The organism is Acidovorax sp. LjRoot66, assembly GCF_964253305.1.
Taxonomy (GTDB): Bacteria; Pseudomonadota; Gammaproteobacteria; order Burkholderiales; family Burkholderiaceae_C; genus Acidovorax.
In genome coordinates this window covers 3,058,263-3,081,915 of the sequence record NZ_CAXUQU020000001.1, presented here as the reverse complement: position 1 = coordinate 3,081,915, position 23,653 = coordinate 3,058,263, and the positions used below count along the sequence as shown (strand labels likewise).

36 protein-coding genes are annotated in these 23,653 nt (G+C 66.4%); 7 read left to right on the top strand and 29 right to left on the bottom strand.

The genetic code is table 11. The features are described from left to right. The first annotated feature begins 36 nt into the window (after positions 1–36). Positions 37–963, top strand: coding sequence for a hypothetical protein (locus ACSQ3Y_RS14440; RefSeq protein WP_436177788.1), 927 nt, complete (start codon positions 37–39; stop codon positions 961–963). Between the two features lie 51 nt (positions 964–1,014). Here ACSQ3Y_RS14440 and ACSQ3Y_RS14435 read toward each other — a convergent pair whose 3' ends face one another. Together ACSQ3Y_RS14435 and ACSQ3Y_RS14430 are read right to left on the bottom strand one after the other, a co-directional pair. Then, positions 1,015–1,596, bottom strand: a complete 582-nt coding sequence (locus ACSQ3Y_RS14435; protein ID WP_436177787.1) for a YcxB family protein — start codon at positions 1,594–1,596, stop codon at positions 1,015–1,017. A gap of 362 nt (positions 1,597–1,958) precedes the next feature. Further along, complete coding sequence (locus ACSQ3Y_RS14430; protein WP_436177786.1) at positions 1,959–2,549, bottom strand: hypothetical protein; 591 nt, start codon at positions 2,547–2,549, stop codon at positions 1,959–1,961. 158 nt (positions 2,550–2,707) lie between these two features. Between ACSQ3Y_RS14430 and ACSQ3Y_RS14425 the strand changes: the two genes are divergently transcribed. Further along, positions 2,708–3,052: a hypothetical protein gene (locus ACSQ3Y_RS14425; protein ID WP_436177785.1), complete on the top strand. Its 345-nt coding sequence runs from the start codon at positions 2,708–2,710 to the stop codon at positions 3,050–3,052. Positions 3,053–3,151: 99 nt separating this feature from the next. Here ACSQ3Y_RS14425 and ACSQ3Y_RS14420 read toward each other — a convergent pair whose 3' ends face one another. The 8 genes from ACSQ3Y_RS14420 to ACSQ3Y_RS14385 all read right to left on the bottom strand — a co-directional run bounded on the left by ACSQ3Y_RS14420 (position 3,152) and on the right by ACSQ3Y_RS14385 (position 11,213). Next, positions 3,152–3,913: a hypothetical protein gene (locus ACSQ3Y_RS14420; protein WP_436177784.1), complete on the bottom strand. Its 762-nt coding sequence runs from the start codon at positions 3,911–3,913 to the stop codon at positions 3,152–3,154. A gap of 167 nt (positions 3,914–4,080) precedes the next feature. Then, positions 4,081–4,677 (bottom strand): pentapeptide repeat-containing protein, encoded by a 597-nt coding sequence (locus ACSQ3Y_RS14415; protein ID WP_436177783.1) that lies wholly within the window; start codon positions 4,675–4,677, stop codon positions 4,081–4,083. A 556-nt stretch (positions 4,678–5,233) separates the two neighbouring features. Continuing rightward, the gene (locus ACSQ3Y_RS14410; protein WP_436177782.1) at positions 5,234–5,785 is read right to left on the bottom strand and encodes a hypothetical protein; all 552 of its coding nucleotides are present in this window, start codon (positions 5,783–5,785) and stop codon (positions 5,234–5,236) included. Between the two features lie 4 nt (positions 5,786–5,789). Continuing rightward, entirely contained in the window at positions 5,790–6,785 is a 996-nt protein-coding gene (locus tag ACSQ3Y_RS14405; protein ID WP_436177781.1) for an aldo/keto reductase, read from the bottom strand. A gap of 72 nt (positions 6,786–6,857) precedes the next feature. Beyond that, the gene (locus ACSQ3Y_RS14400) at positions 6,858–7,838 is read right to left on the bottom strand and encodes an aldo/keto reductase (protein WP_057269240.1); all 981 of its coding nucleotides are present in this window, start codon (positions 7,836–7,838) and stop codon (positions 6,858–6,860) included. Positions 7,839–7,969: 131 nt separating this feature from the next. Beyond that, a complete protein-coding gene (locus ACSQ3Y_RS14395; RefSeq protein ID WP_436177780.1) occupies positions 7,970–8,944 on the bottom strand; it encodes a PDR/VanB family oxidoreductase in 975 nt (324 codons plus the stop codon). Continuing rightward, entirely contained in the window at positions 8,941–10,149 is a 1,209-nt protein-coding gene (locus tag ACSQ3Y_RS14390; RefSeq protein ID WP_428001421.1) for a Rieske 2Fe-2S domain-containing protein, read from the bottom strand. The genes ACSQ3Y_RS14395 and ACSQ3Y_RS14390 overlap by 4 nt, the downstream gene beginning before the upstream one ends. A 41-nt stretch (positions 10,150–10,190) precedes the next feature. Continuing rightward, positions 10,191–11,213, bottom strand: coding sequence for a Bug family tripartite tricarboxylate transporter substrate binding protein (locus ACSQ3Y_RS14385; protein WP_057269238.1), 1,023 nt, complete (start codon positions 11,211–11,213; stop codon positions 10,191–10,193). A gap of 84 nt (positions 11,214–11,297) precedes the next feature. On the opposite strand from ACSQ3Y_RS14385, the gene ACSQ3Y_RS14380 reads away from it, so the two are divergent. After that, entirely contained in the window at positions 11,298–12,218 is a 921-nt protein-coding gene (locus tag ACSQ3Y_RS14380; RefSeq protein WP_436177779.1) for a LysR family transcriptional regulator, read from the top strand. 59 nt (positions 12,219–12,277) lie between these two features. On the opposite strand, the gene ACSQ3Y_RS14375 is transcribed toward ACSQ3Y_RS14380, so the two are convergent. Together ACSQ3Y_RS14375 and ACSQ3Y_RS14370 are read right to left on the bottom strand one after the other, a co-directional pair. Then, positions 12,278–12,904 (bottom strand): TetR/AcrR family transcriptional regulator, encoded by a 627-nt coding sequence (locus ACSQ3Y_RS14375; protein ID WP_436177778.1) that lies wholly within the window; start codon positions 12,902–12,904, stop codon positions 12,278–12,280. Between the two features lie 30 nt (positions 12,905–12,934). Beyond that, positions 12,935–13,540: an NAD(P)H-dependent oxidoreductase gene (locus tag ACSQ3Y_RS14370; RefSeq protein ID WP_436177777.1), complete on the bottom strand. Its 606-nt coding sequence runs from the start codon at positions 13,538–13,540 to the stop codon at positions 12,935–12,937. 245 nt (positions 13,541–13,785) lie between these two features. Between ACSQ3Y_RS14370 and ACSQ3Y_RS14365 the strand changes: the two genes are divergently transcribed. Beyond that, complete coding sequence (locus ACSQ3Y_RS14365; protein WP_057200906.1) at positions 13,786–14,130, top strand: hypothetical protein; 345 nt, start codon at positions 13,786–13,788, stop codon at positions 14,128–14,130. A gap of 73 nt (positions 14,131–14,203) precedes the next feature. Further along, on the top strand, positions 14,204–14,518 hold the full coding sequence (locus ACSQ3Y_RS14360) for a hypothetical protein (protein ID WP_436177776.1): 315 nt from the start codon (positions 14,204–14,206) through the stop codon (positions 14,516–14,518). Positions 14,519–14,561: 43 nt separating this feature from the next. Here the strand turns inward: ACSQ3Y_RS14360 and ACSQ3Y_RS14355 are convergent, their stop codons facing one another. From ACSQ3Y_RS14355 to ACSQ3Y_RS14345, 3 genes are all read right to left on the bottom strand, one after another. Beyond that, positions 14,562–15,005 (bottom strand): DNA-binding protein, encoded by a 444-nt coding sequence (locus ACSQ3Y_RS14355; protein WP_428001424.1) that lies wholly within the window; start codon positions 15,003–15,005, stop codon positions 14,562–14,564. Beyond that, positions 14,953–15,582 (bottom strand): nucleotidyltransferase domain-containing protein, encoded by a 630-nt coding sequence (locus tag ACSQ3Y_RS14350; protein WP_436177775.1) that lies wholly within the window; start codon positions 15,580–15,582, stop codon positions 14,953–14,955. Before ACSQ3Y_RS14350 ends, ACSQ3Y_RS14355 begins: the two co-directional genes overlap by 53 nt. Positions 15,583–15,926: 344 nt before the next feature. Beyond that, complete coding sequence (locus ACSQ3Y_RS14345; protein WP_436177774.1) at positions 15,927–16,283, bottom strand: hypothetical protein; 357 nt, start codon at positions 16,281–16,283, stop codon at positions 15,927–15,929. 334 nt (positions 16,284–16,617) lie between these two features. Between ACSQ3Y_RS14345 and ACSQ3Y_RS14340 the strand changes: the two genes are divergently transcribed. Continuing rightward, positions 16,618–16,887 (top strand): hypothetical protein, encoded by a 270-nt coding sequence (locus tag ACSQ3Y_RS14340; protein WP_436177773.1) that lies wholly within the window; start codon positions 16,618–16,620, stop codon positions 16,885–16,887. On the opposite strand, the gene ACSQ3Y_RS14335 is transcribed toward ACSQ3Y_RS14340, so the two are convergent. The 6 genes from ACSQ3Y_RS14335 to ACSQ3Y_RS14310 form a co-directional block, all read right to left on the bottom strand. Beyond that, on the bottom strand, positions 16,877–17,068 hold the full coding sequence (locus ACSQ3Y_RS14335) for a hypothetical protein (protein WP_436177772.1): 192 nt from the start codon (positions 17,066–17,068) through the stop codon (positions 16,877–16,879). The two genes, ACSQ3Y_RS14340 and ACSQ3Y_RS14335, sit on opposite strands and share 11 nt — an antisense overlap. Beyond that, positions 17,058–17,297, bottom strand: a complete 240-nt coding sequence (locus tag ACSQ3Y_RS14330) for a hypothetical protein (protein WP_436177771.1) — start codon at positions 17,295–17,297, stop codon at positions 17,058–17,060. Before ACSQ3Y_RS14330 ends, ACSQ3Y_RS14335 begins: the two co-directional genes overlap by 11 nt. Continuing rightward, on the bottom strand, positions 17,294–17,593 hold the full coding sequence (locus ACSQ3Y_RS14325) for a hypothetical protein (protein ID WP_436177770.1): 300 nt from the start codon (positions 17,591–17,593) through the stop codon (positions 17,294–17,296). The genes ACSQ3Y_RS14330 and ACSQ3Y_RS14325 overlap by 4 nt, the downstream gene beginning before the upstream one ends. Positions 17,594–17,766: 173 nt before the next feature. Beyond that, positions 17,767–18,048 carry a hypothetical protein gene (locus tag ACSQ3Y_RS14320; RefSeq protein WP_436177769.1) on the bottom strand — a complete coding sequence of 94 codons (282 nt, stop codon included), beginning with the start codon at positions 18,046–18,048 and terminating at the stop codon, positions 17,767–17,769. 69 nt (positions 18,049–18,117) lie between these two features. After that, on the bottom strand, positions 18,118–18,510 hold the full coding sequence (locus ACSQ3Y_RS14315; RefSeq protein WP_436177768.1) for a Gp49 family protein: 393 nt from the start codon (positions 18,508–18,510) through the stop codon (positions 18,118–18,120). A 9-nt stretch (positions 18,511–18,519) separates the two neighbouring features. After that, entirely contained in the window at positions 18,520–18,681 is a 162-nt protein-coding gene (locus tag ACSQ3Y_RS14310) for a hypothetical protein (protein ID WP_436177767.1), read from the bottom strand. Positions 18,682–18,752: 71 nt separating this feature from the next. Between ACSQ3Y_RS14310 and ACSQ3Y_RS14305 the strand changes: the two genes are divergently transcribed. Continuing rightward, the gene (locus tag ACSQ3Y_RS14305; RefSeq protein ID WP_436177766.1) at positions 18,753–19,430 is read left to right on the top strand and encodes a hypothetical protein; all 678 of its coding nucleotides are present in this window, start codon (positions 18,753–18,755) and stop codon (positions 19,428–19,430) included. Here ACSQ3Y_RS14305 and ACSQ3Y_RS14300 read toward each other — a convergent pair. The 8 genes from ACSQ3Y_RS14300 to ACSQ3Y_RS14265 all read right to left on the bottom strand — a co-directional run bounded on the left by ACSQ3Y_RS14300 (position 19,387) and on the right by ACSQ3Y_RS14265 (position 23,644). Beyond that, positions 19,387–19,848, bottom strand: a complete 462-nt coding sequence (locus ACSQ3Y_RS14300; RefSeq protein ID WP_436177765.1) for a hypothetical protein — start codon at positions 19,846–19,848, stop codon at positions 19,387–19,389. The genes ACSQ3Y_RS14305 and ACSQ3Y_RS14300 overlap by 44 nt on opposite strands. Before the next feature lie 9 nt (positions 19,849–19,857). Continuing rightward, positions 19,858–20,151: a hypothetical protein gene (locus ACSQ3Y_RS14295; RefSeq protein WP_436177764.1), complete on the bottom strand. Its 294-nt coding sequence runs from the start codon at positions 20,149–20,151 to the stop codon at positions 19,858–19,860. Further along, complete coding sequence (locus ACSQ3Y_RS14290; protein WP_436177763.1) at positions 20,148–20,483, bottom strand: hypothetical protein; 336 nt, start codon at positions 20,481–20,483, stop codon at positions 20,148–20,150. The genes ACSQ3Y_RS14295 and ACSQ3Y_RS14290 overlap by 4 nt, the downstream gene beginning before the upstream one ends. Further along, positions 20,480–21,046: a lysozyme gene (locus ACSQ3Y_RS14285; RefSeq protein WP_436177762.1), complete on the bottom strand. Its 567-nt coding sequence runs from the start codon at positions 21,044–21,046 to the stop codon at positions 20,480–20,482. The genes ACSQ3Y_RS14290 and ACSQ3Y_RS14285 overlap by 4 nt, the downstream gene beginning before the upstream one ends. Beyond that, on the bottom strand, positions 21,039–21,311 hold the full coding sequence (locus ACSQ3Y_RS14280; protein WP_436177761.1) for a holin: 273 nt from the start codon (positions 21,309–21,311) through the stop codon (positions 21,039–21,041). The genes ACSQ3Y_RS14285 and ACSQ3Y_RS14280 overlap by 8 nt, the downstream gene beginning before the upstream one ends. Positions 21,312–21,365: 54 nt before the next feature. Then, positions 21,366–22,205: a hypothetical protein gene (locus ACSQ3Y_RS14275; protein ID WP_436177760.1), complete on the bottom strand. Its 840-nt coding sequence runs from the start codon at positions 22,203–22,205 to the stop codon at positions 21,366–21,368. Continuing rightward, on the bottom strand, positions 22,202–22,780 hold the full coding sequence (locus ACSQ3Y_RS14270; RefSeq protein ID WP_436177759.1) for a hypothetical protein: 579 nt from the start codon (positions 22,778–22,780) through the stop codon (positions 22,202–22,204). Before ACSQ3Y_RS14270 ends, ACSQ3Y_RS14275 begins: the two co-directional genes overlap by 4 nt. A gap of 141 nt (positions 22,781–22,921) precedes the next feature. Continuing rightward, positions 22,922–23,644 carry a head decoration protein gene (locus tag ACSQ3Y_RS14265; RefSeq protein WP_436177758.1) on the bottom strand — a complete coding sequence of 241 codons (723 nt, stop codon included), beginning with the start codon at positions 23,642–23,644 and terminating at the stop codon, positions 22,922–22,924. Between the last annotated feature and the right edge of the window lie 9 nt (positions 23,645–23,653).

Genomic DNA, 23,653 nt, shown 5'->3' with positions numbered 1-23,653 from the left:
CCAGCGTTTGCCGAGCGTAATTTTTGGAGTGTTTCAATGAGGTCCCTGTTTCTGGTATTTTTGGCGGCGTTCAGCACGATTGCACAGGCTGCAAACTTTCTGTCGATTCACCAGCTCCCGCACAAAACGCCACTCCCCCCCGCAGCCGGCAGCTTCACCTACCCCTTTGACACCAAAGTCGGGTTCAAGGAGCAATACGCCCCGACCGGCGTGACGGGCTGCGCGATCGGTTTCGGCACCGGCGGCTGCGCCTTCCCGGGCGGAGGCTCCCTGCCGCTGACCGAATTCACCGGCACCCAACTGCAACACCACAAGGAGTTCAAGATCTTCATCCCCGCAGGCACGCGCTCGCTCCTGCTCTCGGGGTATGCCCCCCTCGCCACCCAATCGGCCTTTGTGCTGAGGTACGGCAAGGAACCTGTCCGTCTGGCCCCACTGAGCGATGCCGAATACCAGGCCGCCCGAACTGGCAAGCATGTCGAGGCCTTGTTCTCTCGCCTGGTCAAGGAAGATGCCGAGCAGTTCGTCGTGCACGATGGCAGCGGCAGCCTGCGCTTCATGGGCGGCCAGCTCGATGCCCATCGCGGCAGCACCGACCAGGGCCAGTGGCTCTATGTGCGCCAGCTGAGCGGCGCCCCGCTCATGACCTACCAGGGCGCCATCGACGTCGACATGCCCAAGTACGCCGCCGGCTATGCTGCGATCACCTGGAACACCCGCAGCGCTCCAGATCCCATCGACCCCGTCAGCGGTGACGGCCCTGCCGCCCCGCCGCCGGTGGCAACGACCACAGCGACAACCACCACAACGCCCACCGCCACCCGGGCCCCCACAGCCATCATGTCCGCTGCCGGCTTGCCCGTGCTGCTGGGCCACTACGATGCAGCGGCCTGCAGTGCGAGCCCGCAGGCGGGTGGCGGCGCGAACTCCTGCCAGGCGGCTGTTCTTCAGGCGGGCAACTAACTGGCCCGGGCCAAGAACCTGTTTGCGATTTCGAAGGGGATCGTCACCGGCCTAAGGCGCTGCAGGAGGGCTGGTTTCGCTGTTCTCTGGCGCCGCTTGTCCCGCGGCAGGCTTTGCGGGCACATGCCGGCGGATGAGCGCATGCGCCTCTGGCCGCAAGGCGGCCTTCGGCAGAAGCACGCACTGCCCCGGCTCGATGAACAGGTAGTGCATGGTGCTGCTCTCCTCCCGTGCCATGAACGCCGACCATTCCCACTGCATGCACCCTCCCTTGACCTGCTGCAGCACGCCGACCTCCGACAACTCCACGCTCTGGGGAGAAAGAAACCAGCCACCATCGGCAATCGCACGCTGTGCCAGCAAAGGCGCACAAGCTGCCGCGAGCACAAAGGCCAGCACGGCGCCGAAGGCGCCACAGGCAATGTAACGCGGCGCCAACGAGGGCGAGTCGAACACCTTGAACATGCTGAACAGCACGGTGGCAATCACCAGCCACACCAGCAGCCTGGCAGCCATCAGACGCAGGCCCCCGAGCTTGCGCCCCCCTCGGATTGGCCTCTTTCCAAGGGCAGCGGCGCGCTGCTGCAACGCGGCAAAATCGGCGCGGGTCAGGGTGAAGGGTACAGGTGCCATGGGAATTCAACGAAAGGGCGATGCTGCAGAAATGTAGCGTGCCCCAGCCCATCCAAAAGCCCCACGTTAGTGCCAGGCGATCCCACACGCGATGGGGGCGGCGCTGGAAAAATTGGACAGCCCGCCAGGCGGGCTCCAGTGTCTCGGCGATGCGCGACGCCGGCGGACCCGCTGCGGGGACTGTTGCCTTTGACAAGTACCTGCGCAGCGCGATGGACGAGGGGTATCCGGTACCCAGACCCACCCTCTGCTTGCGCTTGCCATCGCGCTCCTCCCCCACCGCACCGGGCCTGGTGCCATCCATCACATGGCCTCGGCATTGGTTTGAGGGCATTCCAGGTAGCTGCCCATGCCCGCATGGGTCAGAACGCCCTGGCCAATTCCAGGCCGCTGAACTTCTGCGACGACATCGCCTTGGCCACCGGCGCTGCACAGAGAAACATGGGGCGCACTCCCAGGATCGACTCGGACCAGACTGCGGGCGAAAAAATGGCCCGTTCATCCGGCGGCTTCTCGATGCTCTCGCACAGTGGTCCGACCGTGGTCTCCCGCCACCTTGCGCACAGAACACAGCGCTCGCCATGGGTCACCATGCCCGCCGTCGGCTCGTCCACGCTTGCACGAGCGGTTGGCAACACGACGAAGTAGCCCTGTGGCGCATCCAGGGGAAGAAACACAAGACCGCTGATGCCGGCAGCCCCGAGCCCATCGATGAACCGCTGGTCGCACAGCTTGAAGTCGTCGCAAGTGGAGACCACACTTCTGCCCGACCTGAACGTCATCTGCGGCACCCCGGCCTGCGCCAGGGCACGAAGCTCATCGACTTTTCCACACCGCGGACAAACGAACGGCTTGTACTGCGGGCGCACCACGCGCCTGCCGCGAGGGTCGTCCTCGGAGAACAGGTAGCAGCTCAACTGAGGATCTCTGGCGATGAGTTCGTAATAGACCATTTGCGATTGTCTTCACAGGGAACATACGGGGATTGTGCGGCGACCCCATCGGATTGCTGCATCGATCAACAAGGCTGTAGGCGCCAGGCGCCAGCAGCAGAGCGCCCCGCCGGAATGGCGGGAAGCTGTGGATTGCCTCACGTGGATGGAGGAGCCTCTTGAGCCCACTTGCTTCCTTCGAGCCGATGGCTTGCACCATCCGCGATGACGAACCGGGCCAGGCAGGATTTGCAGCGATGGATGCTGAAGGCTTCCTCTGCATGCAGACGGCCGTAGCGAAGGAACTGCGACCTTCGGCTGTGACAGACAGGGCAGCGCTTGAACTGGAAGCCGGACCAGAAAGTGATCGCGATGGTGGCACAGAAGCCCAGCGCGAGCAGCGCGGCTGCAGCCAGTGTCCAGAGGAGCCATTGCATGGAAAGCATCGCAAGCCACTGCGCACTAGTGTCCTGAGTTGGAAGTTCGTTGAAGAAAGAAATCTGCCGAAATCGCTGCCAGGCTAGGCGCAAAGCGCAGACATGCCGGGCGCATGACGAGCATTTGCAACGACGCATGGCGGGGATTGTCGGTAGATTTATTCAACGAGTTTCCAACTCGGGACACTAGGTGCGGCGTACCTGGACATCAACGGCCCCGGCCCTGGCGCGGGCGATCGCGTCTCGTCTGGCTTCGCCCAGCATGCGCCGGATCGCCTTGGCTGCTTCGGCTGCCGGCCGTGCGACCTGGCCATGGCCGTCCTCGGCCAGGCGACTGGCCAGGGCTTCGTATGCAGGACAGGCGTGGCGCTTGAGGAACAGGGCCACGTACTCGCGGATGTAGAAATCGGTGTCCGAGGCGAGCGCCTGCAGCACAGGCAGGTTGTCAGGATTGAGCTGGGGCAGCAGCAGCTCCACCGTGGCGGCTGCGTCGGCGTACGCCTCCTGGTCCGCGCGGGGCGCCATTGCGCCCAGCAGGCGCGCCACGACTTCGGCCTGCCGCGCCGAAGGCGCAATGGTGACCGGCGCCAGGTCTTCGATGTGCGTGCCGTCTGCCAATGCCGCCCGCAGGGCCGATGCAAAGGCGGCAAGGCTCGGGTAGCGCAGTGCCTGCCCGTCCACGCGATTGAACTGCAGCACCATGCCGGCCGCAGGCCCGCGCACCACGTAGCAGTGCGGCATGGAGTTGTTGGCGTCGTCCAACGCGACCAGGCCCAGGGCTTCGCCCCACGCCGTGCCGCGCACGGCCCGCGAGTATTCACGGCAGGCGTCGCGGCCCAGCACCGCAATGCCCAGCGGTTTGGACTGCAGGCTGGCCGCCTGGTCCAAAAACGCCAACAGCTCCGCTGGCGCATCGGCCAGTGGATCTTCCAGGTTTGTTGGTTTCATTGAATTTTTCTCCTCCGGTTCCCAATCTACCCGAGCCCGGCTGCATCGCCAAGGTGATGCCTGCGCAAGACTGGCGGGCAGCATCGCCGTCCAACAGATTGCTGCACCCGGGGCCGCCCTTCGCCTCGCGCCGGAACGGGCTGCCGGATGATCGGGGCGGGTCGGCCCTAGACCACGCACTGCTCCAACTGCGGCGACTCGCCCAGAAACCTGGTGCCACGCAAGTCACATTGGTCAAAGACACAGTCATCGAAAATGCAGTTCTCGAAAGTGCTGGCACGGAACTCCTGCCGCCGAAAGCGGGCGCCCGAGAAGTCGCACCGGGTGAAGAAAGCGCGGCGCCCGCCCCACTCCTTGAGAGAGGCCGTCGCGATGAAACTTGCATCACGGAAACTGCACGATTCAAAACGCGCGTCATCCACATTCAGGCGGAGCGTTGCGCCGACAAACGTGCAGGAACGAAAGACCGTCTTCGCCGCCCGCACATGGCTCAGCTTTGACCCATCCAAGTGGAGCTGGTCAAAAACGGCCTCTGACATCGAACCCTCGATCTGGGAGCATGACAGATCGACCTCGGACACATGGGTGCGGAACAGGTTGAACACCGGCAAGCCAGCGATGGGCTTGTCCGTCTCGATGGCCATGCTTCTCAGGTCCAGGGGACCTCGCAGTTCTCCAGAGACAAGCAGTTTCGCGATGGCTTCGGCAGCGCTGTTGGCAAAATCCGGGTCGCCCCGGCGTTGGCGGAGTTTGGCGGCTTGCATGGGCGAGACCTGGAGCGTGGATTCGGTGGACACCAAAAGTGGTGCGAGGCACATTGTGAGGCCGATTGCGGGCTCTTGCGGCAGTGCCTGGCGACAGGCTGAAACGCCAAAATCCTGGCTCCATTGCCAAAGCCCCTGCACTCTCTCTCATGAAATCCTCTTTGACGCTGGAGCAGCGTGTGTTCATGCTGGCGCGTGCCGCAGACCTGGATCTGGTGGAAGGGGCGCGCCTGTTCTCCAAGGCCGAGAAACCCGCGGCCAGGGCCCTGGCGCAACTGCTGCGCGACTTCAACTACCTGGCCTCGGTGGAATTCGACGCGGCATGCGCCGGAAAGAGCGAGGCTTCAGGCATGCGTACGCGCGACGGATGTCGTCAGCCGAAGCGAAAGCAAGGCAGCTACAGGAGTTCCATGCTGCCGTGGAAAACATCCGCGACTCGGACCGTGTTCTCGCCCTGCTCCCGAATTCGGCAGAGGCCACGGTGCGGTCCATCCGGCACGTCCTGTCTCTTGTCGCGGGCCAGGGGGGCACTCCACAGCGGACCTGAGGCCGGCGCTCAGCTCCCCAGCCTGCAGGCCTTGACCGCCGCCGCATGCTCGGCCCGGCTCTCTGCGGGAGTCATGTCCACCACCGGCAGATCGAGCCTGTCGTGTCTGCCGGTAAACAGGGCCACCGTGGTCCCGCGAAAAATCCAGCGCCGGTCCTGCCAGGCAAAGTTCACGGTCTCGACGATGCGCGTGCCGAACTCGGCCTCCTCGGCCTGGGCCTGCGCGTCCGCGGGTGGGTCCTTGAGCACCAGGGCGTAGCGCAGCATCACCCGGCCCAGGTAGGGCCGTACGGGGTGCGAGGTCATCACCAGCTCGTGCGACATGCCCGCCAGCGCGTAGGTGGCGGGCGCATCGTCGCCCTTGAGCAGCATCACCCGTTGCAGCGGCCGCAAGGGCTGTGTGTAGATGAACCGACAGCGCGCCACGATGCGCTCGAACCCGGCGCTCACCACGGGGTCGATCCTGGGCCGAATCGGCTCGGCCAGCACGCCCCCATCGGCAGCGTGCGCGCCGCCGGTCACCATGGCCAGGGCTAGCAACAGCGCGGCATGGCGGGACACCACATCACCCCTCAATGCCGACAAAGCCGGCATCGGGGTAGCGCGCCCCGGCCACCTTGGCAGGGTCGAACAGGGCATCCAGCTCGGCGACTTCAGGGGAGTCGAGGCGTACTTCGGCAGCATGGGCATTGCTCTCCAGCCACTGGATGCGCCGCGTGCCCGGTATGGGCAGCACATGCGGCTGCCTGGCAAGCAACCACGCCAACGCCACCTGCGAACTGGCCAGACCGCGCGCCGTAGCAAACGCAGCCAGCGCCTGCACCAGTTGCCGGTTGGCGGCCTCGGCATCGCCCACGAAGCGCGGGTTGTGCTTGCGAAAATCATTGTCGGCCAGCGCCGTCACGTCCACCGTGCCGGTGAGAAAGGCGCGCCCCAACGGGCTGTACGCGACGAAGGCCGTTCCCAGCTCAGCGCAAAGGTCCAGCATGCCATCCTCCGGCCCCCGGCTCCACAGCGAATACTCGCTCTGCAGCGCCGCGATGGGGTGCACGGCATGGGCGCGGCGCAGGCTGTCGCCCGACACTTCGGACAGGCCGATGGCACCCACCTTGCCAGCCGCGACCAGCCCGGCCATGGCACCCACCACGTCTTCGATGGGCACCTCGGGGTTGCGCCGGTGGCAGTAGTAGAGGTCGATGCGTTCAACCCCCAAGCGCTTCAGTGACGCCTCGCACGCCTCGCGGATGTAGGCCGGCGAGTTGTCGATGCGCCGCTCGTACTGCCCGGCCTGGCGCACGATGCCGAACTTGGTGGCCACCACCATGCGCTCGCGCGCAGCCGGCCCGGCAGCGGCGATAAAGCGGCCCAGCAACGATTCGTTGTGGCCCAGGCCGTAAGTGTCGGCCGTGTCGAAATGGGTCACGCCGATGTCGAGCGCACGCGCCAGGGTGCGCAGCGAGCTGTCGTCATCGCTCGCCCCATAGAACTCACTCATGCCCATGCAGCCCAGGCCGATGGCGGAGGTCAGGGGCCCGTGGGCTCCCAGGTGGCGTTGCTGCATCGACAATCTCCTGGTGTGCTGGGGCACAGGCCCCTGCGGCATGCGCATGGTAGCGGGGTCATGCGCGCCCCTTCAGCTGAACCCGACCACCTGGTGGGGAATGTAAGGCGCCTGCAGTTGCTCGATTTCCTCGGCGGTGAGCTCGATGGCCAACGCCGCCAGCGCATCGTCGAGGTGCCCAGGCCTGGACACGCCGACGATGGGCGCCGTCACCCCGGGTTTGGCGAGCACCCAGGCCAGCGCGACCTGGGCCCGCGGCACGCCGCGCGCCGCCGCCACGCGGGCCACGGCCTCAACCACCTGGCGGTCGGCATCGGCCGTGCGCGCGAACAGGCCCTTGCCGAACTGGTCGCTCTCCATGCGCTCGCTGCTCTCGTTCCAGTCGCGCGTCAGGCGCCCGCGTGCCAGGGGGCTCCAGGGGATGACGGCGATGCCCTGGTCGGCGCACAGCGGCAGCATCTCGCGCTCTTCTTCGCGGTACAGCAGGTTCAGGTAATTCTGCATGGACACGAACTGCGTCCACCCGTTGGACTTGGAAGCGTGCAACATGCTCGAGAACTGCCAGGCGAACATGGACGACGCGCCGATGTAGCGCACCTTGCCCGCCTTCACCACGTCGTGCAGCGCCTGCAGCGTCTCCTCGATGGGCACACCGTAGTCGAAGCGGTGGATCTGGTACAGGTCCACATAGTCCGTGCCCAGCCGCTTGAGCGACGCATCGATCTCGTGCAGGATGGCCTTGCGGCTGAGGCCCGCGCCGTTGGGGCCAGGCCGCATGCGGCCGTGCACCTTGGTGGCGATCACGATCTCCTCGCGCCGCGCAAACTCCTTGAGTGCCCGGCCCAGGATCTCCTCGCCCGTGCCGTCCGAATAGACGTTGGCCGTATCAAAGAAGTTGATGCCCGCCTCCACGGCCTGGCGGATCAGGGGGCGGCTTTGGTCCTCGTCCAGCGTCCAGGGGTGGTTGCCCCGGTCGGGCACACCATAGGTCATGCCGCCCAGGCACAGCCGTGACACCTCCAGGCCCGTGCGGCCCAGCTTGCGATACTGCATGCGGTACTCCAGAAAGTCGTCCAGAACATCGAACGGAAGGCAGCAAGGTTACGCCCATCCGCCCAGGCTGGAAGGCCGCCAGGAGAAAGCCCTTCAAGACACGGCCTGCAACGCGGCAGGCCGCGGGCACCTCACCAATCCACCGTCAGCCGCGGCGTGAGCGAGCGCGAACAGCACGGCAGGAACTGGTCGTTGGCCTGCTGCTCCCCGGGCGAGAGGTACAGGTCGCGGTGGTCGGGCCGGCCGGCCGTCACGCGCAGCAGGCAGGTGCCGCACACGCCCTGCTCGCACGAGGTGGGCACGGCCACGCCGGCATCGGCCAGCGCCTCGGCCGCCGTGCGGCCGGCAGGCACGGGCACCACGCGGCCCGAGCGGGCCAGCACCAGCTCGAAAGCGGCATCGCCGTCGTGGTGCACTGCCTCGGCAGCAAACCGCTCCACATGCACCCGCTCGCCGGCCCAGCCCTGGGCAGCCGCCGCCTCTTGCACCGCCTGCACGAAGCGCGCGGGCCCGCAGGCATACACATGGGTGCCGGCCGGCGCACCGGCCACCAGGGCGGCAATGTCCATGCGCGTGCCTGCGCGGGCACCGCTGCAGTACAGCGTGGTGTGCGGCGCCAGGCCCGCCTCGTCGATATCTGCCAGCAGCGCTGCGCGCTCGCGCGCCTGCACCGCGTAGTGCAAGGCGAAGCTGGCCCCCTCGTGCGCCAGCGCATGCGCCATGCTCAAGAGCGGCGTGATGCCGATGCCCCCGGCCAGCAGCAGGTGGTGGCTGGCCCCCTCGGCCAGCGCGAACAGGTTGCGCGGGCGGCCGATGCGCAGCATGTCCCCCTCGGCCACGGCATCGTGCAGCGTGCTCGATCCGCCGCGCGAGGCGGGCTCGCGCAGCACGCACAGCCGGTAGCGCGAGCGCTCGTGAGGCGGGCTGCAGATCGAATACGGCCGCACGGTGGCGCCGGGCAGGTGCACGTCCACATGCGCCCCGGCGCAAAAGGGCGGCAGCGCCTGCCCCTCGGGGTGCACCAACTCGAAGCTGGCGATGCCCTGCGCCTCCTGCCGCTTGCGGGCGACCCGCACGGGAAAGGTCTCGTCGCTGGCAATGCTCATGCTTCTTCGAGATAGTTGCCTGCATCGAACACCACGGGCGGCGCATCGGGGTCAAAACTCACACCGGCAGGGTCTTCACCGCGCTGCACCTTGTCCACCTGCTGCTGCAGCAGCCGGCGCAGCATGACGATGCCGCGGTCCGTCGTGGCCAGGTGCTCTTCGGAGTGGTGGGCGATGGCGCCCTGGCTCACCATGGCCTCGTAGTCACCGGGCATGGCACGGTGTTCGGCCTCGGTCAGCTCCTCCCACAGCTTGCCATTCATGCGCGAGCGCATGCGCGCCAGCTCGCCCACCTCCTGCACGCGGCCCACCACGTAGATGCGAAAGTGGTGGTCGTCGATGGGCAGTATCCAGCCCAGCGATTCCACACGCCCATAGCGCCCCAGCCGGGGGCTCGGTATCACCCGCAGCGTGGGCAGCCCGGCCTGGCTGATGCGCCGGAACACCTTGCCGTCGGGCATGGCGCGGATGGACGTGGTGCGCACGCCCAGGGGCACGGTGTCCCAGGTCACCAGGGGCATCTGCGCCATCTGCTCGACGAACTGCGTGCCGCTGAAGGTGGAGTGCAACACGACGACGTGGAACGGGTCCACCAGGTTCTCGTAATGCTGCAGCCAATTGCAGGGCACGATGGCCGGCCCGCCGCCGCCGATGCTGGCGTCGTTGGCCTCCAGCAGCTCGCCTTCGTCCAGCCGCTCCAGCGCCTCGTAGCGCGGCAGCACGGGCTTCTTGTCAGCAGGGCCCAGGTAGGCCCAGACCAGGCCGTACTGCTCCTGCACAGGGTACCAGGGCTGGCGCACCTTGCCGCGTGCGCGGCCCAGCTCGGGCTCGCAGGGTTGCTCCACGCAGTGGCCCTGCACGTCGAACAGCCAGCCGTGGTAGCAGCAGCGTATGCCGCGCTCTTCCACCTTGCCGTAATACAGCGAGGTGCCCCGGTGCGCGCAGTGCGGGTACACCAGGCCGGGCCGGCCGCCCTTGTCGCGAAACAGGATCAGGTCCTCCCCCAGCACGCGCACCTTGCTCGGCGTGTCGGTGGCATCGGCCGCCAGGCCGATGGGGTGCCAGTAGCGGCGCAGCAGCTCGCCCATGGGCGTGCCCGCGCCCACCTGCGCCAGGGTCGTGTTGGAGCTGGGCGCGGGCAGGCCGTAGGCAGTGCCGGTGTCGACAGCTATAGGGATCACCCTGGGTGCGGTGCTGGGGTTCATGGTTCGGTCTTTCGGGAAATCCATCGAGGGATAGCGGTCCATCAATCAGCGGTCACGCCGGCGGCCTTGATCAGCTCAGCCACACGCGGGTAGTCGGCCGCATAGCTGGCCTTGAACTGCGCGGCGGTGTTGCCCAGCGGCTCGAAGCCGAAGCTCGCCAGCTTGTCGCGCACGTCGGGCATCTTGGTGATCTCGCGCAGCGCGTCGTTCCACTTGCCCAGCACGGCGGGCGGCGTCTTGGCGGGGGCGTACACCCCGATCCAGCTGTCCAGATCGAAGCCGGCGAAGCCCTGCTCGGCAAAGGTCTTCACATCCGGCAGCGACGACACGCGCCCGCTGGCCGCGATGCCCAGCACCTTCATGCGCCCGCCCTGCACCTGGGCGCGCGCCGTGGCCGGGTTGGCCCAGGCAAAGTCCAGCTGGCCGCCGAACAGGTCGTTGTGCGCGGCCGACTCGGACTTGTAGGGCACGTGGATCAGCGCCAGCCCGGTCTGGCGCTTGAGCAGCTCGGCCATCAGGTGCGCGGCCGAGCCATTGCCCCAGGTGCCGTAGGTGAGGTTTTTCTGCTGCTTGCCGAAGGCCACGAACTCCTTGACGTTGCTGTACGGCGCATCGGCCCGTGCCACCAGCATGGGCCCGCCCAGCGCCAGCTGCGAGATGGGCTCGAAGTCCTTCACCGGGTCGTACGGCAGTTTGGGCTGCAGGATCGCGTTGTTGATGTGCGTGAGCGGCAGGGTCAGCATCACCGTGTGCCCGTCGGGCGCGGCCTTGGCCACCGCATCGGCGGCAATGATGCCGCTGGCCCCCGGCTTGGCATCCACGATCACGCTCTGGCCCCAGCGCTGCTGCAGCTTGTCGGCATACACGCGGGCAATGGCATCGATGGGGCCGCCCGCCGTGCCGAAGGGCACGATGCGGATCACCCGCGCAGGGAAGGCGGCCGCAGCGGCCTGCTGCGCCCATGCAGCCGCTCCGGGCAGTGTCAGGGCCGCGCCCATGGCCGCCACCATGGTTCTTCTGCGCACGCGCAGTCCATCCGGGCTGTTGCCAGCATTCTTCTTCATGTCTTGTCTCCGTTGTTTTCGTTGGGTGCCGGTACGATAGGAGACAACCCGATATGGATCAATTCAAACGTTTGGATAGCTGATATGGCCCAGTCTGATATCCGGGGCCTGGACCTGCCCATGCTGCGCACCTTCGATGCGCTGCTGCGCGAGGGCAGCGTGTCGCGCGCGGCTGCGCGCCTGTTCCTGAGCCAGCCGGCGGTGAGCGCATCGCTCAAGCGCTTGCGCGAGGTCTTCGACGACCCGCTGTTCACGCGCACCGGCCACGGCATCGTGCCCACGCCGCGCGCACTGGCCCTGGCGCCACGCGTGGAGGCGGTGCTCAACGAGATGCACAAGCTGATGAACCTGGAGCAGGCGTTCGACCCCGCCACCTCCGACCGCATCCTGCGCATCACCGGCAGCGACCACACCTGCCGCGTGATGCTGCCGCTGCTGTGCACCGAGCTCTCGCAGCGCGGCTCGCGCATGCGCCTGTCGTGGGAGCTGGCCGACTACGGCCGCCTCACCGAGCGCCTGCGCAAGGGCGATGTGGACGTGGGCCTGCACCCGCGGCTGTCGCCGGCCACCGGTGTCGAATCCACGCTGCTGTACGAAGACAGCTACGTGGTCGTGGCGCGCCACGGCCACCCTGCCCTGGCCTCGTCGCCCATGCCGCTCGATGCCTTCTGCACCACACCGCACCTGGTGCTGGGCCAGACCCGCTCGGTGCTGGACGACACCGTCGAGCAGGCCCTCTCGCGCAAGGGCCGCGAGCGGCACGTGCAGGCCGCCGTGGCCACCTTCAGCCAGATGGTGGACCTGATGTGCGCCAGCGAGCTGATCGCCGTGTTCCCGCGCCGCGTGGCCCAGCACTACGCCAGCCAGCTCGGCAGCGCACCCCTTCCCGTGGAGCTGCCCGACTACCGCCTGTACGTGTGCTGGGCCGAGCGCTCCAACGCCGACCCGGCCGTGCTCTGGCTCAAGGACGAGATCCTGCGGCACGCCTGCGCATTGGCGGATTGACGCCCTTCCAAAGCCTCACGCCTCGGATCAGCCGCCGGGCTCAGAGTTTTGTTAGCCGCTCAGCGCTGCGTAGCGCTGCGCCGCACCATGGCCATGATGGTCTGCTGCAATTCATCGCGCGCCTGTGCATCGGTGATATCCCCACCCGCCGCCGCATCCGACAGCGCATCAGCCGCACCCAGCATGGCCCACATCCCGGCGCGCGCCAGGCCGTGCTCGCCGGCAAACGGCGCCAGAATGGCCTGGCACTTGGCGATGAAGGCCTCCTGGTACTGGCGCTTGACGGCGGCCATCTCGGGCGAGCCCTGCAGCGCCGCCAGCACCTGGGGTATCTCGCTGCCCTGCGTGAGCACGCACTGCACATAGGCCGCGGCGATGGCTCCGGCCTTGTCCCTCAGGCTGGGGCGCGCGGCGGCGATGGCAGCGTCCATGACCGCCGTCTGGCGCCCGTCGAAGTCCTGGTAGAGCGCGGCCAGCAGCCCCTCGCGCGTGCCGAAATGGTCGTACACCACGGGCTTGGTCACGCCGGCCTCTTCGGCCAGGCGCCCGAGCGTGAGGGCGTCGGCGCCCTCGGTGCGCAGCAGCGTCCACGCCACATCGAGCAACTGCCGCGCACGCTCTCTCCGCGCCATGCGGCGGCGGGGTGCGTGCTCTGGCGGCGGCACAGCGATGGGTTTGCGGGGCATGCGGACGAGATGAGGGGAAAAGGGGAATGCTCAGGACGAGGGTGGAAACAGGCAACTGCCCAGCTCCCGCGCTGCCGCCAGATGCGCTGCCGCCATGTCCTGCTGCGACGACTGTAGCAGCAGCCTGGAGCTGGCCACCGGCGCGCCGCAGTAGCCAAAAATGCCATGGTCGATCTGCGTCTTCATGGCTTCGGAATAGCCGTGCCGTTCATAGGTGCCCATGTCGGCGCCGCCAATGCCCAGCAAGTGCACCTGAAGGTGCCCGAGCTTCTTCGCCAGCTTGCCGTCCGTCCCCTCTTCATAGGCGTAGCCCTGGGTGAACACCCGGTCGATCCAGCCCTTGAGCAGGGCCGGAAACGACCACCAGTACACCGGGAACACCAGCACCAGCGCATCGGCCCGCGCAAGCCGAGCATGCTCGGCCGCCACGTCCGCCGGGGGTGGCGCCTGCTTCAGGTGCAGGGCCACGTCGGCCTCGCTGAAACGGGGATCGAACCCCTCTGCGGCCAGGTCGGCGAGCTCGGCCGTGTGTCTGCCTGGTGCGGTTGCGGATTGAACGCCATGGCATACCCGCTCGGCCACAGCGTGGGTGAGGGAGCCCGGGTCGGGATGCGAGACGACGATGAGTGCGTGCATGGCGAAAGCCCTGTAGGTTGCTATATACCCATGGTAACTTACCAATGGTACATAACGCATTTCAAGGGGCTTCGCACCGCCATCGCCAAGGGTCGCGCAGAGGTGATCAGCCGCAGCTCCCCAATCGTCCGCGACAGCGATCCCTGGCCTTGTGTAACCAACGTGTCCGTTCGCCACAAACGCCGCCCAAACGGGTATCAGAGCCCGCACCGCTGCTACATTGCGGCGAGGAGATCCCCCCACCCATGCGCAGCAAGCCCGCAGTCACTTCAGCCGCCATCGCCAGCCCCAACGCCCCCGCCGCCTACCTGCTGCGGCAACCCGCCTTGCAGATCGCCTGCCTCATGGTCTTCGCCCTCGCCCACCCGGCCATCTTTGCCGACCGGCAGCCCGTGCTGGCCTGGGTGTCGGCCTGGGCCATCCCCATGGCGTTTGCGCTGTCCGCCTGCGCGCTGCATGGGGCCCTGCGGCAGGGGCGCTCGCCCGCCGCCTGGCCCGGGCGCTTTGCCGCCGTGGCCTGGGTGATGATGGTGCTGTCGATGGCCGGGCCGTGGGTGGAGCAATGGGGCCAGCGCCTGCAGGGTGCGTAGCCATCCATTGAGGCCGCCCCACTGCCATAAAATCGGCCAGAACCGCCCCGTCGGGCGGCACAGACATGCACCGATGACGACGAGCCCCAAGCACACCATTGTGGACCGCGAACTGTTCACGCAGGCCCTGCGCCACATGGGCGAAGAAGACCTGCTCTACCTCAACCGCATGGTGATCGAACGCCTGAACCTGCTGGCCCAGGCCAAGAGCACGGTAGCGCTGGCCCAGTTCACCGAAGGCGACCGGGTGCAGTTCACCGCCACCGATGGCAGCGTCAAGCAGGGCATCGTGCAGCGCCTGAACAAGAAGACAGCCAGCGTGCGCACCGACGAAGGCCAGGGCTGGAAGGTCTCGCCGGGGTTGCTGCGCAAGGTGGGTGCGGGGTAGGCGCAGATGTCGCGCTCGAAGCGGCCTGCCTGGCGCTGCGGCTTCAGTGGACTAGATGGGCATGGTGGGCGCGGAGCCAGCTTTCGACGCGGGACAGAAGCTGTGCGGCCTGGTCGATGCAGGCCTGCAGCGTGGCTGTCGAAACGGGGTCCCCCTCATAGTCGCTCACATTGCGCTGCCTGCGCAGCGCGTCGAGCACGATGATGTCTGGCTGCGCCAGGCCTATCGTCAGGCCCAGGCTCTGAATGGCCGTCTGGTGGTGACCTGGTTGACTGGTCGATGTGCGGTAGCCGTTGGCCCACAAACCCAGCATCGCGCACTGCATGATGCATTTGTAGGCCGCATCGAAGCGGTTGTCGGGGCTGACCTGCGCAATGCCCGCATCGGCGAGGTTGCGCCGCGCTGCCTGCAGCAGCTTGGCAATGCCCGCCGCATCAGGCTGGTGGGCCTGCAAGCGCCCTATCGCCAGCAAGTTCTGCAAGCTCATCAGCCCCTCCCTTCACAAACAGCTTTGGCTTGGCCAGTATGTCACGCGCAAACGCATCACCATCGCGCACGCGCTGCGCAAACTCTTCGGGGGTGTACAGCACCGAGTTCACTTCGCGGCCCAGCGCTGCATGCAGCGGATACACCGCCTGCGCTAGCGCAACGAAACCCACGTGGCCAAGTACCAGCAGGTCCACATCGCTGCCTGGCGAGGGCGTGCCACGCGCCACCGAGCCGAACACCAGCGCTAACTGGATTTGTGCGTCCAGCGGCGCCAGCACCTCGCGCACGGCAGGCACCACGCCATGCGTCTTGCGAAACAGTGCCGCCAGGTCGTCAAACAGCGGATGGACCCTGTTCGCCTGGTAGCGCACCTGGTTGCCCTGCTCACTGCGCAGCAACAGGCCGGCATGGGCCAGCTTGTCCACCTCGCGCGCCAACGTGCCCGCATGGCTGCCGGTCAGGCGCGCCAGCTCCCGCAGGTGCCAGGCCGACTGCGGTTGCAGCAACAGCACTGCCAGCACGCGCTGGCGCGTGCCAGGGAACAGCAGGTCCATCAAGGAAGAATTGTTGCTCATTGAGCGACGATTGTTGCCCATAAGGCGACACTCGGCAAGACCTGGAGGGCCCGTGGTTCTGCTGGCGAATAGCGAATAGCGAACAGCCGGTTCCATTGGCGCTACCGCGCAGCACGGCATAAGGACAGATCATGCAGCCGTATTCAGACTGCCTGTAGTCGACCCCGCAGAAGACCGGCGAGGGGCCCGGCGAGTCACGGTAGCGCTTGGGGGCCCTTGAAGCGACAGCGGGCTTTTTTGGAGGGGTCGGCAAGACCCATCAGCGTACCTGCTGCGCTCGACAGGCATGCGCCATTGCATGCAACCTGCAGCACCTGGCCTTGGTGGGCTTGGTGGGCAGCCGCCTACAAGCCAATCTTCGCCTCATTGAAGCACTGCACCTCGCCGCGCTCATGCTGGCGGCCCACGGCGCTGGCCATGTCCTGCGGCAGCTCGCAGCCTGCGCCCTGCCCCAGCTTCTGGCAGTGCTCGGCCTGCGTGGCCCTGGAGCCCGAGCCGACGGCGCCCAGGCAGCGCGCGTAGTTGACAGTGCGGTCCACTTCGCGGGCGTAGACCTCGGTGCGCTGGTGGGCTTCCAGGGCCTGCTGGTCGGCCTGCTCGCCGGGGAGGACCACGGCGTGGCGGTAGAGCGCACCGCCCCCGGCCACCAACAACAGGCAGCCCAGCGCCAGTGCCGTGCCGACGATGATCATCCGGTTCACGTACATCACCTCCTGGGGAGGTTCACCCTCCCCTTGTGAAATGAACTCTAGCACCCGGCCCGCACCAGCGCCATGACCCGAAAAGGTGGCTGCAGGGGCCTGCAAAAGACAAAACCCGCCAGCGCTTCACAGCACTGGCGGGTTTGTTTTTTATCTGGGGTGGCTGATGGGGCTCGAACCCACGACAACAGGAATCACAATCTGATGCCGCATTTGAGGATTGGCGCGGGTTTGCGGTGGATTGACGGGAATACTTGCTTAATTTATAAGCACGGCGGCAAGCATTTTTCCGGATTTTCGTCCCCACGGATTTCGCGCTGCGACAATCCCCGCCATGCCCATCTACACCGACATCATCCAGGCGTTCAGGGCGCACTGGACAGCACACAACAACCAGTACCCAAAGCAGCTGACGCTGAGCCCGGCGCAGGCCACCGAATTCGAGTACCAGCGCGCGACTGGAGGCGTGGGCATCGCTGGGCACGAGAAGCCCGAGCGCAACAGGTTCTGGGGCACGCCCATCGTGGAAGACCCGGCAAGCCCTGGCGTCCTCGTGAGCGTGGATGGGGTGGAGATACCCCTGCAGCAGCCGGCTACGGCTTGACTGGCGCCCAGGGCTCCAGGCCAGCCGCCAGCGCAGCACAGGCCAGCGCCGTGCGCCGGTCGATCTTGGACCCGGCCAGCATGTTGGCATAAGTAGAACTGCTGACGCCAAGGGCTGCGTGGGCCTGGGCATAGGCGTAGCCCATGGCGGCCTGCCAGGCGCGGAGATCGTCAGGCGTCATGGGATGGGGCCTGCGCTGCGGCAATTGCGGCTTCCGCCTTGCGCTGGTCGATGGATCGCACAGACCCGCTGTTGATTTGCGCGAGCTGCCCAGTCGGACTGCGCGCCAGGGCTCCAATCTCCAACCCACGCTGCACGGTTCCCAGCATCTTCCAGCCCGGCAATGCTGCGCGCTGGTACAGCGCCCAGGGCCCGCCGATCGTCACGACAAGGCGGTCTCTGTTGCTCATCGGGCGGCCGAGTACCAGTTCAAACGCACGACTTCCTCGACCTCGACCGGCGCACCCTCATTGGCAGGGGTGTCCAGCTCAATGAACGAGCCGTAATCGTTGCTGTAGCACGCGCCCTTGGCCGTGCCGATGAGTTGCCAATCGCCGAACAGGCTTTCGGCGTGCACCAGTCCGGCATGAGCCTGCACAGGCGCGATGGCCGCCGGCCGTGCGCTTGTGTTGGTTGCCGTATAGCGAATGCCGTTGGCGCCGGGTTCGGATTGTTCAGCGGCCCAGATGTAGCTGATTGCGGTCATTTTTCTTCCTTGCCCCTCATTGCCGGGAGGCGCCGGGGTGATCACTGCGACCACCTTGGATGCAACTTTACTCCAGTTATTGGAGTTGCGCAAGCACTATGTGGCCGAACACTGCACATAAAAAAGCCCCTGGCATTGCGCGAGGGGCTTTTGCTTTTCAGGGGTTCAGGAGGTCACGCGGATGGGCACATGCGCCAGCGCGCAGTGAACAGCGGTCGGGTGCGCTGCATCTGCTTGAGCACGAAGGCCCGGGCGGCTACCAGAACCACGCGCGGTTTCGTCTCGGCCTGGCCCTTGAGCGGTGCCGCGAGCACCAGGTCGACGGCGAAGCGAAAGGACCGGGCGGCAAAGGCCACGGTGGCCGACACGATGCGCTCGGTGTGGTGCACGAAGGCGGAAGCGGCTGCCATGGCTGCGACTGCGACGATGGCGAACAGGCGGGAGGTGGTACGCATGGGAACTCCAGTTGGTGAAGGTGGTGCCGCGGCTCGCGGCGGAAGGCCCTGGCCGTAGCGGGCAATCGGTCAGAGGTGGAAGTTCGTGGGCGGGATCTGGTCCGGCTGCAGCAGGCGGGTCTTGAGCTCGTAGCCCAGCAGCGGCCAGATCTTCTGCTCGGCGGCTTGGCGCGCGATCTTGCGGCCCATCTCGGCGTCGAAGTTCTCGGGACTTGCGCAAGCGCTCTCACCCGTGACGGTGAAGCCGTTTTGCAGCTGCAGCACGCAGATGGTCAGCAGCTGCGTGGAGCCCAGTCGCCAGCCTCCTTCCCCGTACTCGTGCACCGCGTTCGGGTGCTGTATGGCATCGCTCACCACGAAGTAGTGCGCGCTGGCGACTGCGTCCTTGATATCGGCCGGCGTGACGCGCGGTGCAGTCAGGCCCTTGGCCAGGATCTCGAGTTCAGTGGTCTTGTCGGTCATTGCGATCTTTCAGAGTGGCGCGCCGGCCGGGGTAGCGGGCCGCACCTGGGGCACCGTTGCCATGCGGCACTCACCGGCCACGCCGTGCGGCAGGTAGCAGATGGCGCCCAGCTTGAAACTGGAGCAGCCGGCCAGCACCAGGGCGGCGGCTGTGATGAGGATGGTTTTCATGGGGAATCCTTCACTTGTCAAACGTTGTAAATAGGGCGGACATCAGGAGCGCAAAAATCTAAAATTTCGCCATGACCATCAGAGACCTTTCCGGCATTCGATTCGGCAAACTGGTTGCCCGTACGCGGTTGCCATCGTTGAAGCCCGGAGATGGATTTCGTTGGGAGTGCGACTGCGATTGCGGAAAGCAAGCGGTCGTGAAAGCTCGACTGCTGACCTACAAGAAGGGAACCCGGAGCTGCGGCTGCTTGATCGCCGAGAAGAACAGGCTCCGCCCGGTGCGGCATCCCATGAACGTGAAGCACGGGCATCACCCTTTGACAGGGCCCAGCCCGGAGTACATCTGCTGGTCCAGCATGATCCAGCGCTGCACAAACCCTCGGAACGAGTCTTTCAAACACTATGGCGGGCGAGGCATCACCGTGTGCGCAGAGTGGCGCTCCTCGTTCGAGCAGTTCCTGTCGGACATGGGGCCCCGGTTGGATAAGGACTCCATCGAGCGGAAGGACGTCGAAGGCCACTACACGAGGGCGAATTGCCATTGGGCGACCGACGCTGAGCAGGCCGCCAATCGACGGAACAAGCGCCGTGTCGTGGTGTTCGGCGAAGTCTGCACCTGCGCAGAAGCGGCCTCGCGGCATGGCATCCCTGAGCGCACCATCTACCGATGGGCGAAAGACACCAGCGGTGATGTGACTGCGAAGGTCAGCGCGCATGGTTTGAAGGCCAAGCGTCGAGCATCAATCTGACAGAATCAGCGTGGCGGTCAGCCGCTTCCGCCATGCCTTGATAACTTCGGCTGCACTCGCCGAATAGCTCAGAGACGGTATTGGCGTACTCAGCGACGGCGGCGGGGGCAGCTGTGGCGATGCGACGGGCTGCGTCGGCGGCTTGGTCGCGCAGGCCGTCAGACTCAGCGCGAGCGCGGCCAACATCACGCTGCAGGGCAGCTTCACGGGTGCGTGCTTCATTCAGGGCTCCTTGGTACTTGGCGGCGTTGGTGCGCTCGGTGGCCAGGGCCGCCTCCTTGGCCTGGGCGAGTTCGGTGGCGTGGGTGGCCTTGAGGGATGCGATCTGGCCGCCGAGGCGCCAGTCTTGGACCTGCCATGCGGTGGTGGCGGCAATGGCCCCGCCGAGGATCAGGGCGGCGACGTGGGTGTAGAGCATCGTTGCGGCCTATTCGCAGTCGATGGTGTTGTCGTTCTTGCGGCGCGCGAAGCAGGCCTTGCGCTCGGCCTCGACGGGCGCCTCCTTGATGCCGCAGTGCCCGCCCAGCACCTTTCCAGCTTCGAGGTACCAGCCTTCAGCCATGTCGGCTTCCTGCATGGCTACGTCCAACAGGCGGCAGGCCTTCACCTCGTCCGGCAGTTTCGGGCCGTCCCAAGCGCTCACTACCACTGCGGCCAGCAAGCTCAAACCTCCGAACCACAGCGCGATATCTGGCGCATGGCGCCCAACCCAGCGTTTCATGGCGCGCCCCACTTTCCGCACCAGGGTCCGGTGAAGAAGTTCGCGCAGTGCATCACCTGCACCCAGCGGTCGCCAGCCAGGCGCCACACGGTCAGCTGCACGTCCGCCGCGTCCTGCAGGCTCAGCCCGCCGGCCAGCAGCACGTTGTCCTGGCCGGCCACAGTGCCGCAGCGCTCGAAGCAATAGGCCGGGTTCACCCAGCCATCCCAGCCGCGCCACGCGAGTTCCTGGCCCGGCAGCGCAAAGGCGGTCGCGCGGTACTGTTCGGGGGCGGGCGTGGCCGGCGCTGTGATGTGCAGCAGGCCGGCGACGATCAAGACGTTGAGGCTCATTTAGGCAGGCCCTCCAAGCATTGGCGCGTCTCGTCGGCGCGGCGGTTGGCCAGGCCCTGGACGAAGCGCATTTCAGGTTTCCCGTTGGGCAGCAGGCGGCCTGTGCGCACGTAGGACCACACGGGCTTGCCGTCATCGGACAGGCTCAGCCGCCGGCAGCCGCGCTCCCAGTCGCCCTCGTTCCAGCTGCCCATGGCGAAGCTGCTGCAGGTGGCCGCGACGCCGTTGTTCCAGGCATGGGAGGTGGCCATGTCGAAGACGGCCTGAGGCGGATGGATGCGGAAGCACGGCGCCAGGGCGCGCTGCACCTTCTCGATGGCAGCGGCCTCTTCTTGGGCGCAGCGCTCGGGCGTCCACCGCTGGCCCACGATCACCGGCGTGGTGGTCACGTGCTTTGTGATCCCCTTGCAGACGGTGGGCAGGCCGTTGGCAAGCTTGTCGGCGTAGACGAGGCCCGGGTCGCGCTGGTCGGGCTCCCAGGTATTCAGGATGCCGAAGACGGCGGCCGATGCGGCGATCAGGGCGCCGCCGGCAACCTTTATGACGCGGGCGCGATCAGTCATCGTCGGCGCCCAGTTGGCCCCAGTCGGTGCCGGAATTCATCCCGCGCCGCAGCCGCGCCATCCGCAGCTCATGCTCGGCAGCATGGCGCCGGTTGGACTCGCGCTTGTAGTACCAGGTGATACACAGGCCGGCGATGGCGACGAAGGCGCCCACCAGGCCCAGGAACTCATTGGAAGTAAGCCACCCGAAGCTGGTCAGCCCGGCACCGGTGGCAATGGCTTTGCTGCCAGTAGCTCCGAGTTGGTCGATGGTTTCGTTCTTCATGCCCCGCAGTGTTCCGGGGCCAGGCAGCGCCCGCGAACCCTACCGGGGGGGCGCTCACCACCACGGCGTCAAGCCCATCTCGTTGGCAATCCACTGCTCGCAAAACGCCAGCGTCGCATCGGTCTGGGTGGTGTTCATGACCATCATCTGCACGATTTCCATGTCCACCAAGGTAACAAAGCCGTTGGCCCCGATTTGCAGGGGCTGGGCAAGGGAATCGGTCGTGCCGCTGGCAATCGTCGCCCAGGTGCCGCCATTGAGGCGCACGCGCACGTTGCCTGCCTGGTGTGAGAAGGTCAGCACGACCCAAGTTGACTTCGGGAAGGTCAGCGTGGCTTCCTGGATGCCACCCGAATAATTGAAGGCGTGGGCCGTGAGGTTCACCCCGCCACCCGGATCGCTGACATGCAGCCCGAAGTACCCGGCACCCTCTCCGACGATCATGCGGTTGGTGTAGGCCGTGCCAGTGTCTGCATCGGCAGAATCCACCTTGACAGCCACCACGATGTTTTTGATGGTGGTGGTCACGAAGGACGAGGCGGCCACGCTCGCGGCGGCGGTCGTGGTCGTGATGAACATTGGCGTGCCGCCCGAGCCGATGTTGTCCAAGACAGCTACGCTGTAGCCGTTGAGCGCCCCTGTCGTATAGACCGGGCGTGGGCTGGATGCGGCGAACATGCCGTTGCCGGAATTCACCTTGTTGACGGCTGCCCCGATTTCCTGACCGCTCGAAGACACCAGCGAACCGCCACCAGCAGGCCACGCGGGGGTATATAGCGTTGCCGGGTCTGAGGCGTCGAACCAAAGCGTTCCGCCAGCCACGACAGACGGCGGCAGTCCTGGATTGAGCACGTTGCGGGTGAGGCCGAACTGCCCGGCCTGCAGCAGCATCATGCGTCGTTCTCCGCGTTCGTGGTGATGAACAGGTCCAGTCCATGAAGTCGGCCGGCGACTGCCATGGTGTCGGACGCATCTGCGGGCACGCGCGCGACTCGAAAGAAAATGGTGTCGCCGTCAGCAGGCGATCCACCCACGGTAATGGCCGGCGTCTCCGATGTCACGTACAGGCGGCTGGTAGTGCCGCCTGTGTCTGCAATCTGCTGGGCGGTTCCGTAGGCCACGGCGATGGCCTCGTTGTCGCTCACGGCCACGGCCTGCAGGCTCCACACCACGCCGAAATTGGTGGTAGTCGCGGGGTGGCTCCAACGAAAGCGCGCGGTGATCGTGCCCCGGTCCCAGCGCTTGGGGAGCGGGATGGCGAATTGTGCGAACTGCTGGGTGGTCTGGCTGAAGTTCAGCGACACGATGTCGGGCTGATTGGCCGCACTGGCGATGGTGGCCAGCGGAGAACAGCCACCTGTCTGGCTGGGGCCCATGGACCCCGCCGTCACGGGGATCATGTGCTTGCCGGCCGTGCCGCCACCACCGCCACCGGCTGCAGGCGCCCAGGCGGTCCCGTTCCATGTCACTACCTGGCCAGTCGTGGCCCCGCCTTGAGCCAGCAGACTGAGCGCGACAGAGCCCGTGGTCAGGATATCCTGCTTCGCGTCGATCTGCGCCTTGGTAGCGACATCCGTGCTCGCAGAATAGAGGCCAAGGTGCTTCACTGGTTACCCCACCACGGTCACGCGGTACTGGCCGGTGGTCGGGGCCGTGCCGAACGTGACCTGGGCGGTGTTCACGCCGTTGGCCACCCAATCCGCAATCACAGCCTCGTTCGTGCTGGTCACACGCACACCCAGGATGATGTCCACGGTGTTCAGGTTGTGGGTGACGGTGAGCGTGGTGCTCACGTTGTCGCCGATGGTGGCGCTGTACTTGCGGGCGGTCACGGCAGGATCCACCGCGATCACGCCGCTGCTGATGGTGATGCCGTTGCCTGCCGTGTAGCTGGAGCCGCCACCGATCTGCGTCCACACCAGCGCGGTCGAGCCCACGGTGATGGGGCCGTCGGTGCTCATCAGCCACACCGTATTCCCCAGGGTCGTGCCTTCGGAAACGAACGCAGCCGCACCCAGGAATTCCGCAGCCACATCCATGTCCGTGGCGCGCGCCCAGGCGCCCGATGCGGCCACGTAGATGCCGTTGGCGCTGCCCGTGCTCTGGTTCTTCACCAGCACGCGGTCCCCTGCAATCACGCTCACGCCATCGATGGTCTGCGCACCGGACAGGGTGATGTTGGCCGTGGTGGCTGCGCGCACCGGGGCTTTCCATGCGTAGCCTTGCACTGCCGAATTGAGCTGCGCCAGCGTGACCGCGTCCTGCGGGTTGGTCCCGTCAGCGAGCTGCGTGAGCTTGAAGCCGCCAGCGTCGAGGGTGTTCGTGAATTTCATGGTCGGTCC